Source organism: Streptomyces roseus, assembly GCF_001044425.1.
GTDB classification, from domain to species: domain Bacteria; phylum Actinomycetota; class Actinomycetes; order Streptomycetales; family Streptomycetaceae; genus Streptomyces; species Streptomyces roseus.
Genome location: NZ_LFML01000122.1, coordinates 90456 through 108426 on the forward strand (window position 1 = coordinate 90456; position 17971 = coordinate 108426).

The window sequence follows — 17971 nt, forward strand, 5'->3', positions numbered from 1 at the left end:
GGGCAGCGGCATTGACACGGCTCGAACACCGATAGGAAACTTACCTAACAGTTCCTGACGGCCGCACGGCCACGGAGGGAGCCGTGCCGTCGGCGCAGCCGTCGACCGAGCCGATGACGGAGAGCGCCCATGACCGGCACCACCCCGGGTACCCCCAGCCTCCTGCGCGTCATGAACGACCGCGCCGCGCTGGACCTGCTGCTGGAGCACGGTCCGCTGTCCCGCACCCGGATCGGCCGGCTCACCGGGCTTTCCAAGCCCACCGCCTCCCAGCTGCTCGCCCGCCTCGAAGCCGCCGGGCTCGTGATGGCCTCCGGCACCGCCGGCGGCCGCCCCGGACCCAACGCCCAGCTGTACGGGGTGAACCCGCGCGCCGCACACGTCGCCGGGCTGGACGTCACCCCGAGCGGCATCGTCGCGGCCGTCGCCGATCTCACCGGCGAGGTGGTCGGCAGCCACGTCCTGCCGTACACGGAGGGCGCCGGCGCCGTCGACCGGGTCACCCGGGCCCTCGGCGCGGCCGCCCGGGACGCCGGCCTCGAACGCCGCGACCTCCACCGGGTCGTCATCGCCACCCCGGGCTCCTTCGACCCCGGCAGCGGGGCGCTGCGCTACGCCGACCACCTGCCCGGCTGGCACTCCCCCACCCTCCTGGAGGAACTCGCGGCGGCCCTGCCGATGCCGGTCGAGTACGAGAACGACGTGAACCTGGCCGCCGTCGCCGAGCAGCGGCTCGGGGCGGCCCGCGGCCACGGGGACTTCGTCCTGCTGTGGAACGAGGAGGGCCTCGGCGCCGCCCTGGTGCTCGGCGGCCGGCTGCACCGCGGCTGGACCGGGGGCGCCGGGGAGGTCGGATTCCTGCCCGTACCGGGCCACCCGCTGGTCCGGCACGTCGCCCAGGTCAACTCCGGCGGCTACCAGGAGCTGGCCGGTGTGCAGGCGGTGCCCGCGATGGCGGCCGCGCTGGGCATCGGGGCGCCGCCCCGGCGAGGCGCCGGGGCGGGCGCCGGCTCCGGCTCCGGCGCCGGGGCGACAGCCACGGCCGTCGCCACTGCCGTCGCCTCGCCCGTGGCCGCGGCCGTCGCGCTCCTGACGGAGGCGGCGGAGCACCCCGAGGGGGCGAACCTGCTGTTCCTGCGGCAGTACGCCACCGCCCTGGCCACCGGCATCGCCTCGCTGGTGGCCGTACTGGACCCGGAGATCGTGGTGCTGTCCGGCGCGGTGACCACCGCCGGCGGGGACGTACTGCGCTCCCTCGTCGAGGCCGAGCTCGCCGATCTCGCCCCCTCGCGGCCGCGTCTGGTGTCCGGCACCGTGCGCGACCGGCCCGTACTGCGCGGCGCGCTGGAGAGCGCCCTCGCCACCACCCGTGACGAGGTCTTCGACACCTCGCGCCGCTGACCTCCCCTCCCCCGAGCACCCGCTTCCCCTCCCGCGCCACGCCCCTCACCCCGCGTCCCCTGGCACCCGTCCCGGAAGTTCCTCCCGCAGAGAGCGAGCCCCGCCATGCCCAGAACCCGCCGTACGACCGCCGCGGCCACCGCAGTCGCCGTGCTGTCCGTCCTCGCCACCGCGTGCACGGGCCAGAGCGGAAGCGCGGTCTCCGACGATCCGGGCAAGGAGGTCACGCTCAACTTCTGGCACGGCTGGTCCGCGCCGAGCGAGATCAAGGCGATCGAGGAAAACATCGCCCGGTTCGAGAAGGCGCACCCGAACATCAAGGTCAAGGTCACCGGCAACATGACCGACGACAAGATCAACCAGGCGCTCCGGGCGGGCGGGGACAAGGCCCCCGACGTGGTCTCCTCCTTCACCACCGACAGTGTCGGCAAGTTCTGCAACACCGGCGCCTTCACCGACCTGAACCCGTTCCTGAGCAAGGCCGGCATGGACAAGGCGAAGATCTTCCCCAAGACCCTGCTGGACTACACCCAGTTCAACGGCAACCAGTGCACGCTGCCGCTGCTGAACGACGCGTACGGGCTCGTCTACAACAAGGACGCCTTCAAGGCCGCGGGCATCACCGAGCCGCCGAAGACCTGGAGCCAGTTCGTCGAGGTCGCGCAGAAGCTGACCAAGCCCAACGGGGACTCGTACGACCAGCTCGGCATCATGCCGACCTACCACGGCTACGAGACCACCCCCGCGCGCCTGGCCGCCCAGTGGAGCCCGAAGTACTTCGCCGCCGACGGGAAGTCGAACCTGGCCAAGGACCCGGGGTTCGCGAGCATGCTGACGGCGCAGAAGGACCTGGTGGCCAAGTTGGGCGGCTACGAGAAGCTGGAGAAGTTCCGCAACACCGTCGGCGACGAGTGGAGCGCCGAGCACCCCTTCCACAAGGGGCAGGTCGCGATGCAGATCGACGGCGAGTGGCGGGCCTCCATGGCGAAGGAGGCCGGGGTCACGTTCGAGATCGGCACCGCGCCGCTTCCGGTGCCCGACGACCAGGCCGGCGACTACGGCAAGGGCTACCTCTCCGGGACGATCATGGGCATCGCGGCGGGCAGCAGGAAGCAGAACGCCTCCTGGGAGCTGGTGAAGTACATGACCACCGACACCGGGGCGGTCGTGGCGTTCGCCAACGCCATCCACAACGTGCCCTCCACGCTGGCGGCGCTGGAGTCCCCGGACCTCCAGGTCACCCCGGAGTTCAAGACCTTCCTCGACATCGCCCGGAACGCGAAGTCGAGCACCACCCCGGCCCAGGCCGACGGCGGCACCTACCAGCTGACCTTCCAGGACTTCGCGTACGCGGTCGAGAAGGGCGACGTCGCCGACATACCGGCCGGGCTCGCCAAGACCGACCAGCAGATCGACACGGACATCGCGAAGGCGAAGTAACCCGCGATGACCAGCACCAGCACCGGCAGCAGCACCGGCACCGGCCCCGTCGCGCCCGCGCTGCGGGCGAAGCGCAGGCGGTCCGCCCTGCGGACCGCGGCCTTCATGTCGCCCTGGCTGATCGGGTTCGCGGTCTTCTTCGCGTACCCGCTCGTGTCCACCGTGTACTTCTCCTTCACGAAGTACGACGGTTTCCGCCCGCCCGTCTTCAACGGCCTGGACAACTGGACGTACGTCTTCACCGACTATCCGCTGTTCTGGCCGGCCATGCGCAACACCCTGTGGCTGGTCCTGGTGATGGTCACCTGCCGGGTCGTCTTCGGCCTCGGCGTCGGCCTGCTCATCACCAGGATCAAGACGGCGGCGGGGGTCTTCCGGACCCTGTTCTACCTGCCCTACCTGGCCCCGCCGGTGGCCGCGACCCTGGCCTTCGTCTTCCTGCTCAACCCCGGCACCGGCCCCGTCAACACCCTGCTGGAGTCGGTCGGCCTGCCCGCCCCCGGCTGGTTCACCGACGCCGACTGGTCCAAGCCCGCGCTCACCGCCCTCGCGCTGTGGGGGGTCGGCGACCTGATGGTCATCTTCATGGCCGCGCTGCTGGACGTACCGAAGGAGCAGTACGAGGCCGCCGAGCTGGACGGGGCCGGGTCCTGGGCCCGGTTCCGGCACATCACCCTGCCGAACATCGCGCCGATCATCCTGTTCGCGGTGGTCACCGGGGTCATCCAGGCTATGCAGTACTACACGCAGCCCCTGGTGGCGGGGAAGGTCGCCGCGGGTGTCATCGGCGGCTCGGGCCAGCAGTTCGAGCCGGGCTACCCCGACAAGTCCACGCTGACCCTCCCCCAGGTCGTCTACAACGTCGGCTTCCAGCGCTTCGACTACGGCACCGCGTGTGTCGTCGCGCTGGTCCTCTTCGCCCTCTCCATGGCCTTCACCGCACTCCTGATGCGCCGCCGTGGCGGGCTGATCGGAACAGGTGACTGAGATGGCCCAACTGACCGACACGACCGACACGACGGCGCCCGCCGCCACGGGGCGGGCCGGGGCGCCCGCGCGGACCGCGGGACCGCGCGGCACCGCCGCCGGCGCCGGCCGCAAGGCCCTCCTGCACTGGATCGGCGTACACGCCCTCGGTGTGGCCGCCGCCCTGTTCTTCGTCCTCCCCTTCGTCTTCCTCTTCCTGACCTCCCTGATGAGCGATCAGCAGGCGCTGACCCGCGACCTCGTGCCCCACACCTGGGAATGGGGCAACTACGCCAAGGTGTGGAACACCCCCGGCTTCCTGACCTGGTGGCGCAACACCCTGCTGTACGCGGGGCTGGGCACGCTGCTGACCGTGCTCTCCTCGGTGCCCGTGGCGTACGCGCTCGCCAAGTTCCGCTTCCGCGGGCGGCGGCTGTCGCTGCTGCTGGTGATCGCCATGATGATGCTGCCGCCGCAGGTGGTGGTCATCCCGATGTACCTGTTCTGGGCCAAGCAGCTCGACCTGTCCGGCACCTTGTGGCCGCTGATCATCCCGATGGCCTTCGGCGACGCGTTCTCGATCTTCCTGCTCCGCCAGTTCCTGCTGACCATCCCGGACGAGTACCTGGACGCGGCCAAGGTCGACGGCTGCGGCGAGCTCCGCACCCTGCTGCGCGTGGTCCTGCCGATGGCCAGACCGGGCATCGCCGCCGTCGCGCTGTTCCAGTTCTTCAGCGCGTGGAACGACTACTTCGGCCCGCAGATCTACGCCTCGGACAACCCCGCCGCCTGGACCCTCAGTTACGGACTGGAGTCCTTCAAGGGGGCGCACCACACCAACTGGAACCTCACCATGGCCGCGACCGTGCTGGTCATGGCGCCGGTGATCCTCCTCTTCTTCTTCGCCCAGAAGGCGTTCGTCGAGGGCGTCACCCTGACGGGAGTGAAAGGCTAGTGACCATGAAACTCGCAGTGGTGGGCGGCGGATCCACCTACACGCCCGAGTTGATCGACGGCTTCGCGCGGCTGCGCGACACCCTGCCGATCGCCGAGCTCGTGCTGATCGACCCCGCCACCGAGCGGCTGGAGCTGATCGGCGCGCTGGCGCGGCGGATCTTCGCCAAGCAGGGGCACCCGGGGCGCGTCACCACCACCGCCGATCTCGACGCGGGCGTGGAGGGCGCCGACGCGGTCCTGATCCAGCTGCGCATCGGCGGGCAGGCGGCCCGGCTCCAGGACGAGACGTGGCCGCTGGAGTGCGGCTGCGTCGGCCAGGAGACCACGGGCGCCGGCGGCCTCGCCAAGGCGCTGCGGACGGTGCCGGTGGTACTGGACATCGCCGAGCGGGTCCGGCGGGCCAGCCCGGACGCCTGGATCATCGACTTCACCAATCCCGTCGGGATCGTCACCCGCGCCCTCCTGCGGGCCGGGCACAAGGCGGTCGGACTGTGCAACGTCGCCATCGGCTTCCAGCGGAAGTTCGCGGCCCTGCTGGACCTCACCCCCTCCGACATCCACCTGGACCACGTGGGCCTCAACCACCTGACCTGGGAGCTGGGGGTGCGCAAGGGCGGCCCCGACGGCGAGGACCTGCTGCCCGGGCTGCTCGCCGAGCACGGCGCGGCCGTCGCCGAGGACCTGCGGCTGCCGCGCGCCCTGCTGGACCGCCTCGGCGTCGTCCCCTCGTACTACCTGCGGTACTTCTACGCGCACGACGCCGTGGTGCGCGAGCTGGGCGGCAAGCCCTCCCGGGCCGCCGAGGTGGCCGCGATGGAGAAGGAACTGCTCGGCCTGTACGCCGATCCGTCACTGGACGAGAAGCCCGAGCTGCTGGCCAAGCGCGGCGGTGCCTTCTACTCGGAGGCGGCCGTGGACCTGGCGGCGGCGCTGCTGGGCGACGGCGGGCCGGGCCCGGCATCCGTGCAGGTGGTCAACGCGCTCAACAACGGCACCCTGCCGTTCCTCCCGGACGACGCCGTGATCGAGGTGCAGGCCCGGGTGGACCGCTCCGGCCCGGTGCCGCTGGCCGTACCGCGCCTGGAACCGCTGTACGCGGGACTGGTCGCGCACGTCACGGCGTACGAGGACCTGGCGCTGGACGCGGCCGTACGGGGCGGTCGCGAGCGGGTCTTCAAGGCGCTGCTGGCCCACCCGCTGGTCGGCCAGTTCGACCTCGCGCAGGGCCTGACCGACCGTCTCCTCGCCCACAACAAGGAGCACCTGGCATGGGCGTGAACCCTCCCGCCCGGCCGGACCGGCCACCCCGGCCCGCACGGCCCGCCGTCCTGGCCATCGACGCGGGCAACAGCAAGACGGATGCGGCCCTGATCGCCGCGGACGGGACGGTACTCGGCACCGGGCGCTCCGGCGGCTTCCAGCCGCCGCTCACCGGGGTCGAGGCGGCGGTGGACGTCCTGGGGCGGGCGGTGGCGGAGGCGGTGGAGGCGGCCGCGCGGGCGCCGTCCGTGCCCGGGGCCCCGTACGCCGAGCAGGTCTCGGCGTGTCTGGCCAACGCCGATCTCCCCGTGGAGGAGCGGCAGCTCACGGAGGCGATCGGCGCGCGCGGCTGGGGTGCGCGGACCCGGGTGTTCAACGACACCTTCGCCATCCTGCGCGCCGGGCTGACCGCGGCCGAGCGGCCGCGGGGGGTCGCGGTGGTGTGCGGGGCGGGCATCAACTGCGTGGGGATGCGGCCCGACGGGCGCACGGCCCGCTTCCCGGCCCTCGGCCAGATCTCCGGGGACTGGGGCGGCGGGGGCGGCCTGGCCGCGGAGGCCCTGTGGTGGGCGGCCCGGGCGGAGGACGGCCGCGGCGGCCCGACGGAGCTGGCGGCCGCGCTGCCGGGGCACTTCGGGCTGGGTTCGATGGCCGAGCTGATCGAGGCGCTGCACCTGGGGACCCTGGCGCACGGCCGGACCCACGAGCTGGTGCCGGTGCTCTTCTCGGTGGCCGCGGCAGGCGACGCGGCGGCCTCGGCGATCGTGGAGCGGCAGGCGGACGAGGTGGTGGCACTGGCCTCGGTGGCACTGACCCGGCTGGAACTGCTGGAGGAGGAGACTCCGGTGCTGCTCGGCGGCGGTGTCCTCACGGCCGGCCACGAGCAGTTGGACCGCCGGATCGCGGTGGAACTGGCCCGGCGGGCACCGCACGCGCGGGTGTCGGTGGTCTCGGCCCCGCCCGTACTGGGCGCCGGGCTGCTGGGCCTGGACGCGCTCGGGGCGCTGCCCGAGGCGCACGGGAAACTCCGTGCCCATTTCGGGTGAACCCGCCCCGGAAGGGCCCGCGTCTGGAACCGTGGCGGCCGTGGAGTCGTATCCACGGTGAAGGGGTGGGGTCGGCGCACGACGGTGGTGGATCGCCAAGATCGAGCACCGGGTGCTGTGGTCGACCGCCACTACGGCCATACTGCTGCGGAGCAGTCAGGACCGAGGGGGAGGTCACGGTGGCCATCACATCACGCGCGCCCGCGCCCGGGGGCGCGGTCGCCGTGCCGCCGCCCGGTCCGCCGCCGGGCCCCGCGGGCGGGCCCGCCCGGCCGGGCACGGCCTGGGCCGAGGGCGTGGAGCGGCTGCGCGCGGCCGCCACGACCGAGCCCGGCCGGCTGCGGATCATCGGGGCGGTCCTGGCCGGCCTGGTGCTGCTGTTCGGCCTGGTGACCGTGTGGGAGATCTCCTCCCGGGTCGGCGCCGCGGACGACGTGGTGGGCCGCAGCCAGCCGCTGAGCGCGGACGCGGCGAGCATCTACCGCTCGCTCGCCGATGCCGACACGGCCTCCTCCAGCGGTTTCCTGGCCGGCGCCGACGAGCCGCGCGAGGTCCGCGAGCGGTACGAGAAGGACATCTCCAACGCCTCGAAGCTGCTCGTGAACGCGGCGGCCAACACCGGTGCGGACGAGGACTCGCGCAAGCAGATCGCGCTGCTGAGCGAGCGGCTTCCGCGCTACACGGGCCTGATCGAGCAGGCACGGGCCACGAACAAGCAGGGCCTGCCGCTGGGCGGCGCCTACCTGCGCTACGCCAACGAGCAGATGAGCGCCCAGCTGCTGCCCGCCGCGCAGCGGCTGTACGAGGCGGAGACGGACCGTCTCTACACGGACTACGACGACGCCCGCGCGCTCCCGCTGGCCTCGATCGGCACGGGGCTCCTCGCGCTCGCCGTGCTGGCCTGGGCCCAGCGCCGCAACTACCGGCGCACCCACCGTGTCTTCAACCACGGCCTCGTGGCGGCGACGGCCGCCACGCTCGTGGTGCTCATGTGGCTGGCCGTGGGGCACACGGTCGCCCGGGCGGAGCTGGCCCAGGCGAGATCGGACGGCCAGGAGTCGCTGAAGGTGCTCAACGACGCGCGGATCGCCTCGCTCCAGGCGCGCGCCAGCGAGAACCTGACCCTGATCGCGCGGGGCGCCGTACTGGCCCAGGACAACAAGTCGGACAAGTACGACGTGGACTTCACGGCCGAGATGAAGGAGCTGGACGCGGGCCTGGCGAGGGCGCAGAAGCTGGCGAACGACAGCAGCGGGCGGGATCCGGTGGCCCGCGCCGTGGACGGCGTCAAGCAGTGGAAGCAGCGGCACGCGGCGGCCCGGGAGACCGACCTGCGCGGCGACTACCAGGCCGCTCTGCCCCAGGTCATCGGGGACAAGGACCACAAGGACAGCAGCGGGGCCTCCTTCGACACGGTGGACGCGTCCTTGGAGCAGGCAGTGGCCCATGAGCAGAAGGAGTTCACCCGGGCGGCCCGGGGCGGGCTCGGCGCGCTGGGCGGTTTGGTGACGGGTTCGGCGGCTCTGGCGGTCATCGCCGCCGCGGCGGCTCTGCTCGGCATCGGGCGCCGGCTTTCGGAGTACAGGTGACAGCGATGCGGATACGCGTGAGGTCCCAAGACGAGGGCCACGGCGGCGGGGCGCAGGGTGCGGCCGGGACACCCGGTGCGCCCGGGACGCCCGGCCAGGTGCCGCGTCCCTCCCGGCCGCGGCGCATGGCCGCCCGGCTGCGCGGCTGGGGCGGGGTGAGTGCCATGGCGGCGGCCTGCGCGGTGACGGCCGCGGCCGTCCTGCTGCCGCTGGCCCAGGCGGCCCCGGAGGGCGGTCACCCGGCCGTGGTCCGCGAACCCGCCTCGATGGCGGCCGCCCCGGGCCCCTGGTCCCTCACCGACACCTGCCAGGACCCGGAGGCCAGCCTGCGTCCGAACGGCGTGGACGGACCGGCCATCGAGCGGATCCGCAAGGCGGGCAAGCTCGTCGCGGGCGTGGACCAGAACAGCTTCAAGTGGGGCTACCGCAACCCGGTCGACGGCCGGCTCGACGGGTTCGACATCGCTCTGGTCAAGGCCATCGCCAAGGACATCCTGGGCGACGAGAACGCGGTCATCTACCGGGCCATCCCCACCAGCCAGCGCGTCCCCGCGCTCCAGGACGGCCGCGTCGACGTGGTCGTGCGGACCATGACCATCAACTGCAAGCGGCTGGAGGACGTCGCGTTCTCGACGGCGTACTTCGAGGCCGGGCAGCAGGTCCTGGCCCCCAAGGGCTCGCCCATCACCGGGTACGACGCCTCCCTGAAGGGCCGCCGCATCTGCACCGCCGCCGGCTCCACGGCCGAGGCCGCGCTCAGGGCCCAGCCGTACGGCTCGGTGTCGGTCAGCGTGCCCAACCAGCTCGACTGCCTGGTCCGGCTCCAGCTGGGCGAGGTGGACGGCATCATCACGGACAACGCGCTCGCGGCCGGCCAGGCCGCGCAGGACCCCTCGGTGCGCCTCGTCGGCTCCCCGTTCACCAGGGAGTTCTACGGGGTGGCCATGAACAAGGACGCCTCCGACCTGGTGCGCCGGGTCAACAAGGTGCTGGAGGACTACCGTGCCGGCGGTGACGGCAGCCCCTGGATGCAGGCGTACGTGACGCACCTCAAGCCCGTTCTGCCCGGGGTGGCCGGACCGCCCGCGCCGAAGTACCGGGACGGCTGAGACAGGTGGCAGAGTCTGAGCCCGATGTCAGGGAAGCGGAGGCGGGGCCTGTGGAGGCGCAGTCGGCAGTGATGGACCGGGACGACGTCGACCGCGCCCTGGCCCGGCTCGGCGCGGAGCACGAGGCCGTCGAGACCTCGCTGCTCGCCCTCCAGGACCACGCCGGGCGCCGGCTGCTGGAAGGGGCCGGGCTGACCGGCGTCACCAAGGAGCGCTGGGCGGCGGCGGATGCCGCCATCACCCGGCTGTGGACGTACTTCGACGCCTACAGCGGGGCGCTGGCCGCCGCCCGGGAGATCCGCGAGCGGCGCCGCTGGCCCGGCCGCGAGGAACTGATCGAACTGACCGAGCGGCTGCGCGGGCCCGGGGTGCTGATCGCCGGCGCCGGGGCGGAGGGCGTGGCGCTCGCGGAGCGGCTCTCGCTCGCGGAGCTGGTGTCGCGGATGAACGAGCTGTACGCGAGCTCGCTGGACGTGGTGGTGGCCGCCGACTCGGTGTGGTCCGCGCTGCCCGCCCGCATCGACCTGCTCGCGGCCGAGCTGCACCGCACCCGCTCGCTGGCCCACTCGGTGGGGGTCCGCCCGGGCGAACACCCGTCGGGAGACGACCTGGAGGCGATCACCGCCGAGCTGACCGGGCTGCGGGAGCAGGTGATCGCGGACCCGCTGGCGTTCTGGCAGCCGGTGGCGGGCAGTTCCGCGCCCGGCGGCGGCCGTCCGGACACCACCCGGTACGACCGGGCCGCGGTCGCGCTGGAGGACGTACGCCGCGAGATCGAGGCGGTCCTGGACGTCCGGCAGGACGCCGAGCAGCGGCTGATCAGCCTGCGGGACGTGCTCTCGCGGGCCGACCGGACCCTGGCGGAGGCGCGGACCGCGCGCGGCGAGGTGCTGGCGAAGATCGCGGCTTCGGAGGTGCCCGTCGTGAGCGGGCCGCCGACGGCGCTCCAGGAACAGCTGGCCGCGGCGGCCGAGTACCGCCGCCAGGCCCAGTGGCACCGGCTCTCGCCGCTGCTGGAATCGCTGGAGGAGCGGGCAGACGAGGAACTGCGCAGGGCCCGCGAATCGTTGACCGCCGTGACGGCGCCGCTGGCCGTACGGGCGGAGCTGCGCGGGCGGTTGGACGCGTACAAGGCGAAGGTGGCCCGGCACGGCTTGGCGGAGGATCCGCTCCTCGTCGAGCGGTACGACACGGCACGGCGGATGCTGTGGAGCGCGCCCTGCGATCTGCGGGCCGCCGAGCAGGCCGTGCTGCGCTACCAGCGGGCGACGGCCGAGTCACTGGCACCGCCGCAGCCGCAGTACCGGCCCGACGGGCCGGGGAAGGAGGACGCATGAGTCCGGTCGGAACCGCGTGCGTTCGCCCCGGTTGCCCGGGGTCGTACGAGGACATGGGCGACGGCGGGCTGTACTGCGACACCTGCGGTCTGGCGCCGATCGGCTCCGTCGCGGCGGGTGCGGAGGAGCTGGTGTCGCCGCCGACCGGGATGACGAGCGCGGCCAGGCACCCCGACGCGCCGGGGTCCCACGGCTCGTACGGGTCCGGCGGCCCGTACGGGTCACAGGGCTCGCACGGCTCGGACCGGTCCGGCCGTTCGGGGTCGACCTCGGCCTCGGCGCGCTCCTCTCGGTCCTCCCGTTCCTCGTCCTCGCGCCGCTCGGTGTCGGGCCGCCTCTCGCGCTCCCTGCCGGGCGCCGCGTCGAGCCGCTCGGTGTCGGTGCGCAGTTCGGGTGCGGCGACCGGACCCTCGGGGCGCAGCCGGCTGGGCGCCGGACTGGTCAACGTCCCCGAGGTGCCGCGCCCGGACCCCTCGGCGGCGGTCCTGGAGAACCCGGAGGTGCCCGAGCGCAAGCGGTTCTGCTCGCGCTCGGACTGCGGGGCTCCGGTGGGCCGCTCGCGCGGGGACCGGCCGGGCCGGACCGAAGGGTTCTGCACCAAGTGCGGGCACCCGTACTCCTTCGTGCCCAAGCTGCGGGCGGGGGAGGTCGTGCACGGCCAGTACGAGGTGGCGGGCTGCCTGGCGCACGGCGGCCTCGGCTGGGTGTACCTGGCGGTGGACCGGGCCGTCTCGGACCGGTGGGTGGTCCTCAAGGGCCTGCTGGACACCGGGGACCAGGACGCGATGGAGGCGGCGATCTCCGAGCGGCGCTTCCTCGCGGAGATCGAGCACTCCAACATCGTGCGGATCTACAACTTCGTGGAGCACCTGGACCAGCGGACGGGATCGCTGGACGGGTACATCGTCATGGAGTACGTCGGCGGCAAGTCCCTGAAGGAGATAGCGAACGAGCGGCGGCGGCCGGACGGCCGGCGCGATCCGCTGCCGGTGGAGCAGGCCTGCGCGTACGGGATCGAGGCCCTGGAGGCGCTCGGCCACCTGCACAGCAGGAACCTCCTGTACTGCGACTTCAAGGTCGACAACGCGATCCAGCAGCAGGACCAGCTGAAGCTGATCGACATGGGCGCCGTGCGCCGGATGGACGACGAGGAGTCGGCCATCTACGGCACGGTGGGCTACCAGGCGCCGGAGGTGGCCGAGCTCGGCCCCTCGGTCGCCTCCGACCTGTACACGGTGGCGCGGACCCTGGCCGTCCTGACCTTCGACTTCCAGGGCTACACGAACGTGTTCGTGGATTCGCTGCCGGATCCGGAGCACATCGAGGTGTTCGGGCGGTACGAGTCCTTCTACCGGCTGCTCGTCCGGGCGACCGATCCCGATCCGGGGCGGCGGTTCTCGTCCGCGCAGGAGATGGCGGACCAGCTGACGGGCGTGCTGCGCGAGGTCGTCGCCCTCCAGACGGGCCGGCCGCGACCGCAGCTCTCCACGCTCTTCGGGCCGGAGCTGCGGGTTCCGGACACCCGGCTGTTCGCCGACGTGGCCGGGGCGGAGGTGTCCCGGCTGGGGGCGCGGGCCGTGCCGGTTCCGGTGGCGGGCGGGCGGCTGTTCGGACGCCGGGCGGCGCGGCCTGCGAAGGTGCCGACTGCGGCGGCGGCTGCGGCTGCGGCTCCGGCGGTGACCGCGGGTCCGGGCACGATGGCCGCCCCCTCCGGTGCTCCGGGTGCGGCGGCCCTGTCGGCGCCGCTCGGGACGAGCGCGACGCACCGCGTCGGCGCGGCGTCGCGCCCGGCCCCCGTACCGGCACCCCGGCAGGCCGCCCCGGTGGCCGCACCGCCCGCGCCGGCGCCGGGCGTACGCCCCGGCGAGCTGGCCGCGCCGGACGCCCGGGACATGGCGCTGTCCCTGCCGGTGCCGCTGGTGGACCCCGCCGATCCCAACGCGGGGTTCCTCGCCGGCCTGCTGGCCACCGCACCGGGCGACCTGCTGGGCGCCCTGCACGCCGCGCCCGCCGACTCGGCCGAGCTGCGGCTGCGCGAGCTGCGGGCCCGCCTGGAGCTCGGCGAACCGGCCGCGGCCGCAGCCGCCCTCGCCGATCTGGAAGGCCGGCATCCGGACGACTGGCGGGTGGTGTGGGCGCGCGGCATCGCTTCCCTGGCCACCGGCGAGGACGCGATGGCCGCCCTGTCCTTCGACGCGATCTACGACGCCTTCCCGGGTGAGCCGGCGCCGAAGCTGGCGCTGGGCCTGTGCGCGGAGATCCTGGGGCAGTTGGACAACGCCGCCGAGTACTACCGGCTGGTCTGGATCACCGACCCGGGGTTCGTGAGCGCCGCCTTCGGGCTGGCCCGGGTCCAGCTGGCCGCGGGCGACCGGGCGGGGGCGGTGCGCACGCTGGAGTCCGTGCCCGAGTCCTCGATCCACTACACCGCCGCACGGGTGGCGGCGGTACGGGCACGCCTGCGCGACCGGTCTCCCGAGGAGGAACTGCTTCCGGATCTGGCGGCGGCTGCCGCGCAGGTGGAGGCCCTGGAGCGGTTCGGGCTGGACGCGGTCCGCCGCGAACGGCTGTCGACCGAGGTTCTGGGCTCGGCCCTGGACTGGGTACTGTCGGGTAGCCGGGGTTCCGACCCCGGCCGGACCTCGCTGCTCGGCTGTCAACTGGACGAGCGGGGCCTGCGCTTCGGGCTGGAGCGCTCGTACCGCGTGCTCGCGCGGCTGGCGCAGCGGGGCGAGGACAGGATCGAACTGGTGGAGCGGGCAAACCGTTTCCGTCCCCGGACGTGGGTGTGAGTGATGTCGATGCATCGGCCGTCTGGCTGCCCCAGCTGCGCGGAGCCCCTTGAGGAGGGTGACCGTTTCTGCGGTGTCTGCGGTTCGCCCGTGTCCGCCGCCTCCCCTCCGGAGTCCCGGGACGATCCGACGCTCCCGATCCCGCCGCTCCCGGCCGCGCCCCCCGCCCCGGCCGGCCCGACGGGGGGCTACGCCCTCGCGGAACCCGCGCCCGGGTGGGGCAGTGTCGCCGCCGGATCGGCGCCCACGCTGGTCGGGGAGGCCGACGGCTGGTCAGTGCCGTCGGAGCCGGCGCCCGCGCCCGGCCCGGAGGCCGCCGCCGTACCGCCGCAGGGCTCCTCGTACGGAGCGCCCGGGCCGGCGTACGGCAGCGCGCCCGAGCCGGCGCACGGCGGCGGCGAGATCCGCCACGACCGGCCCGGCAGCACCCCCACCCCGCCCGAGGGCACCCCCTGGGGTGCACCCGAGGCCCCGTACGGCGGTGCCGGTCCCGGGCACGAGGACCCGTACGGCTCCGCCACCGTGCAGGGCGGCGCTCCCGCGGGCGGCGACGGCAAGACCTGCGTGGCCTGCCGGGCGGGGCGGGTCGACACCGACGGGTACTGCGAGCACTGCGGGCACGCCCAGCCCCGCGAGCGGGACCACCTGGAGGAGGAGCTCGGCAGCGTCGCGGCCGTCAGCGACCGGGGGCTGCGCCACCACCGCAACGAGGACTCCTTCGCGGTCGCGGCCACGGCCCTGCCCGACGGGTCGGCCGCCACGGTGGCCATCGTCTGCGACGGCGTGTCCTCCGCCAGCCGCCCCGACGAGGCCTCGGCCGCGGCGGCCGGCGCCGCCAACGAGGCCCTGCTCGAAGCCCTGCCGCGCGGCGCCCACCCCCAGGAGGCCATGCACGACGCCATCCTGGCCGCGGCCGCCGCCGTCAACGCCCTGGCCCCGGAGGTTCCCGGGGCGCAGAACGCCCCCGCCTGCACCCTGGTCGGCGCCGTCGTCAGCGGTGAGGTGCTGACCATCGGCTGGGTCGGCGACAGCCGCGCGTACTGGGTCCCGGACGACCGCAGCGCGCTGCCCCGCCGCCTCACCGAGGACGATTCCTGGGCGGCCCAGATGGTCGCCGCCGGGCTGATGGGCGAGGCCGAGGCCTACGCCGACGTCCGGGCCCACGCCATCACCGGCTGGCTCGGGGCGGACGCGTACGACCTGGAGCCGCACACCGCAAGCTTCAAGCCGGACCACGCGGGCGTGGTGGTCGTCTGCACCGACGGTCTGTGGAACTACGCCGAGTCCGCCCAGGAGATGGCCCAGGTCCTGCCCGTGGACGCGGCCTCCCGCCCGCTGCACAGCGCGCAGGTCCTGGTGGGGCACGCCCTCGACGGGGGCGGCCACGACAACGTCACCGTGGCCGTCGTCCCGTTCGCCGCCCCGGCCGACCCGGAGGCCGCGTCCGTGTCCGCGCCGCCGGCCGCCGCACGGGCGGAACCGCAAACGGAGGCACAGCCGGAGAGGTAGACACGCCCTCGGCCCCGATCCGCCCACCCGCCCGCACGCCCGTCTTCTCCTAGGAGTCCAGCCGATGGCGAACTTCGCCAAGCCGAGCGCCCCGCGATTCAGCGTGGAGGTGTACCAGAACGAGTTCCTCCCGGAGGGCGGGCGGGACGTCCACGCCATCGTCACCGTCACCTCCACGGGCGGCGCCGCCGCCACCCGCGCGGCGGCGACCCGGGGCTCGGCCGCCGTCGTGATCATGGTGGACTGCTCGGGGTCCATGGAGTACCCGCCGGACAAGATGCGCGGCGCCCGCGAGGCCACCGCCGCCGCGATCGACACCCTGCGCGACGGCACCGCGTTCGCCGTCATCGCCGGCACGCACGTGGCCAAGGAGGTCTACCCCGGCCAGGGCCGCCTCGCCGTGGCCGACGCCGCCACCCGCGCCCAGGCCAAAGAGGCCCTGCGGTCCTTGAGTTCCGGCGGCGGCACCGCCATCGGCACCTGGCTGCGCCTCGCCGACGGCCTGCTGCGCCAGTCCCCCGCCACCATCCGGCACGGCATCCTGCTCACCGACGGCCGCAACGAGCACGAGGACCCGGCCGTGCTCCGCGCCACCCTGGAGGCCTGTGCGGGCCGCTTCACCTGCGACGCCCGCGGGGTGGGGACCGACTGGGAGGTCAAGGAGGTCACCGGCATCGCGAGCGCGCTGCTCGGCTCGGCCGACATCGTGGCGGATCCTGCGCACCTCAGCGAGGACTTCACGCTCATGATGGAGAACGTCATGGGCAAGGAGGTCGCGGACGTCGCGCTGCGGCTGTGGACCCCGGTCGGCGTGGAGATCCAGTACGTCAAGCAGGTCGCGCCCACCGTCCAGGACCTCAGCGACCGCCGCACCGAGGCCGGGCCGCGCGCCGGCGACTACCCGACCGGTTCCTGGGGCGACGAGTCCCGCGAGTACCACGTGTGCGTCCGGGTCCCGGCCGCCTCGGTCGGACAGGAGATGCTGGCCGCCCGGGCCACGCTCCTGCTCCCCGGCGCCCCGGGCGAGCCGCCGGCCACGCTCGCACAGGGACTCGTACGCGCGGTGTGGACGGACGATCTCGTCGCCTCCACCGCCATCAACGCGCAGGTCGCGCACTACACGGGGCAGGCGGAACTCGCGCAGGCTATCCAACAGGGGCTGGAAGCGCGCAAAATGGGCGATGTCGACGGCGCCACGGCCAAGCTCGGCCGCGCCGTGCAGTTGGCCAGTGCCTCCGGAAACGCGGACACGGCCAAACTGCTCGCCAAGGTGGTGGATGTCGTCGATGCGGCGGCGGGTACTGTGCGGCTGAAGGCGAAGGTGGCGGATGCCGACGAGATGACCCTCGAAACGCGTTCGATCCAGACCGTCCGTGTGAAGAAGTCCTGAGACCGACCGAGAGACCTGAGTAGACCTGACGCGATGACGCAGGCTGAAGGGGGAAGAGCCGCCATGCCGACCTGCCCGAACGGGCACCAGTCCGCTTCCGACGACTGGTGCGAGGTCTGCGGCCACCGCATGGCTGCCGCCGCGGGCGCGCCAGCGGCGCCCTCCTACGGCTACGGCTACCCTCCCACCGCCGGTGAGCCGACCGCCCAGGCGGAGCTCTGCCCGCAGTGCCGGACCCCGCGCGAGGCGATGGCCCCGTTCTGCGAGGAGTGCCGGTACAACTTCCTCACGCGCTCGGCGACCTCGTACACGCCGCCGGCGCATCTCGGCACGGACGCGGGGGCCGCGGGCGGGACCGGGAACGGGCACGGGACCGGGAGCGGGGCCACCCCGCCGCCGCCCCCTCCGCCGCCGCCCGCCCCGCCGCAGATGCCCGCCCAGGCGCCCTTCTCCCAGGACCACTTCGAGTACCAGGGCTCCCGTCCCTCCCGCGTCAACCGGCCGGCCGAGCCGCTGCAGCGCGAGGACGACTGGCTGCTGCCGCCTCCGGCGCACGAGCAGCACCAGGCGCACGAGCAGCACCGGGAGCAGGACCAGGCCCAGGCGCAGGACCAGCAGCAGGCGTACCGGCAGTCGCCCCCGCCGGCGCCCCAGGCGTACCAGCAGCCGGAGTACCAGCAGCAGCACGGGTACCAGCAGGCGCCGCCGGCCCAGCAGCAGCACCAGCAGCAGTCTCCGCCCCAGCAGCCGTTCCCGCCGCAGAGCACCGGCACGTGGAGCGCGACGATCGGCCCCGACCGCTCGTACTTCATGGCGATGATGCAGCGCAGCGGCCCCGAGGCCGCCGGGCTCAACCTGCCCGCCTACTCCCCGGAGCAGCATCTTCCGCTCACCGGCGGCCAGATCACCATCGGCCGCCGCCGCGCCTCCACGGGCGAGTCCCCGGACATCGACCTGTCGGTGCCCCCGGAGGACCCGGGCGTCTCCCACCAGCACGCCGTGCTCGTCCAGCAGCCCGACCTCAGCTGGGCGGTCGTCGACCAGAACTCCACCAACGGCACCACCATCAACGGCGGCGAGGAACCGATCCAGCCCTACGTCCCGGTGCCCCTCGCCGACGGCGACCGGGTCCACGTCGGCGCCTGGACCACCATCACCGTCCGCCGGGGCTGAGT

The 17971-nt window shown here is 73.8% G+C and carries 13 protein-coding genes; all 13 read left to right on the top strand.

The features are described 5' to 3' along the window. Positions 1 to 129 precede the first annotated feature (129 nt). The 13 genes from ACS04_RS26990 to ACS04_RS27050 all read left to right on the top strand — a co-directional run bounded on the left by ACS04_RS26990 (position 130) and on the right by ACS04_RS27050 (position 17969). The gene (locus ACS04_RS26990; protein WP_048479381.1) at positions 130 to 1401 is read left to right on the top strand and encodes an ROK family transcriptional regulator; all 1272 of its coding nucleotides are present in this window, start codon (positions 130 to 132) and stop codon (positions 1399 to 1401) included. 105 nt (positions 1402 to 1506) lie between these two features. Next, the gene (locus tag ACS04_RS26995; protein WP_048479382.1) at positions 1507 to 2841 is read left to right on the top strand and encodes an ABC transporter substrate-binding protein; all 1335 of its coding nucleotides are present in this window, start codon (positions 1507 to 1509) and stop codon (positions 2839 to 2841) included. A 6-nt stretch (positions 2842 to 2847) separates the two neighbouring features. Continuing rightward, positions 2848 to 3828, top strand: a complete 981-nt coding sequence (locus tag ACS04_RS27000; RefSeq protein ID WP_048479383.1) for a carbohydrate ABC transporter permease — start codon at positions 2848 to 2850, stop codon at positions 3826 to 3828. Between the two features lies 1 nt (position 3829). After that, on the top strand, positions 3830 to 4762 hold the full coding sequence (locus ACS04_RS27005; RefSeq protein ID WP_048479384.1) for a carbohydrate ABC transporter permease: 933 nt from the start codon (positions 3830 to 3832) through the stop codon (positions 4760 to 4762). A 5-nt stretch (positions 4763 to 4767) separates the two neighbouring features. After that, positions 4768 to 6042, top strand: a complete 1275-nt coding sequence (locus tag ACS04_RS27010) for a 6-phospho-beta-glucosidase (protein WP_048479440.1) — start codon at positions 4768 to 4770, stop codon at positions 6040 to 6042. Next, the gene (locus tag ACS04_RS27015; RefSeq protein ID WP_048479385.1) at positions 6033 to 7070 is read left to right on the top strand and encodes an N-acetylglucosamine kinase; all 1038 of its coding nucleotides are present in this window, start codon (positions 6033 to 6035) and stop codon (positions 7068 to 7070) included. Before ACS04_RS27010 ends, ACS04_RS27015 begins: the two co-directional genes overlap by 10 nt. Before the next feature lie 185 nt (positions 7071 to 7255). Next, a complete protein-coding gene (locus tag ACS04_RS27020) occupies positions 7256 to 8659 on the top strand; it encodes a hypothetical protein (protein ID WP_398022822.1) in 1404 nt (467 codons plus the stop codon). A 125-nt stretch (positions 8660 to 8784) separates the two neighbouring features. Beyond that, a complete protein-coding gene (locus tag ACS04_RS27025) occupies positions 8785 to 9768 on the top strand; it encodes a glutamate ABC transporter substrate-binding protein (protein ID WP_048479386.1) in 984 nt (327 codons plus the stop codon). Between the two features lie 71 nt (positions 9769 to 9839). Then, positions 9840 to 11105: a coiled-coil domain-containing protein gene (locus ACS04_RS27030; protein WP_048479387.1), complete on the top strand. Its 1266-nt coding sequence runs from the start codon at positions 9840 to 9842 to the stop codon at positions 11103 to 11105. Continuing rightward, positions 11102 to 13897, top strand: a complete 2796-nt coding sequence (locus ACS04_RS27035) for a serine/threonine-protein kinase (protein WP_048479388.1) — start codon at positions 11102 to 11104, stop codon at positions 13895 to 13897. The genes ACS04_RS27030 and ACS04_RS27035 overlap by 4 nt, the downstream gene beginning before the upstream one ends. A 9-nt stretch (positions 13898 to 13906) precedes the next feature. Beyond that, a complete protein-coding gene (locus ACS04_RS27040; RefSeq protein WP_398022764.1) occupies positions 13907 to 15406 on the top strand; it encodes a PP2C family protein-serine/threonine phosphatase in 1500 nt (499 codons plus the stop codon). 64 nt (positions 15407 to 15470) lie between these two features. Beyond that, on the top strand, positions 15471 to 16796 hold the full coding sequence (locus tag ACS04_RS27045; protein WP_048479389.1) for a vWA domain-containing protein: 1326 nt from the start codon (positions 15471 to 15473) through the stop codon (positions 16794 to 16796). A 63-nt stretch (positions 16797 to 16859) separates the two neighbouring features. Next, complete coding sequence (locus tag ACS04_RS27050; RefSeq protein WP_048479390.1) at positions 16860 to 17969, top strand: FHA domain-containing protein; 1110 nt, start codon at positions 16860 to 16862, stop codon at positions 17967 to 17969. Positions 17970 to 17971 lie beyond the last annotated feature (2 nt).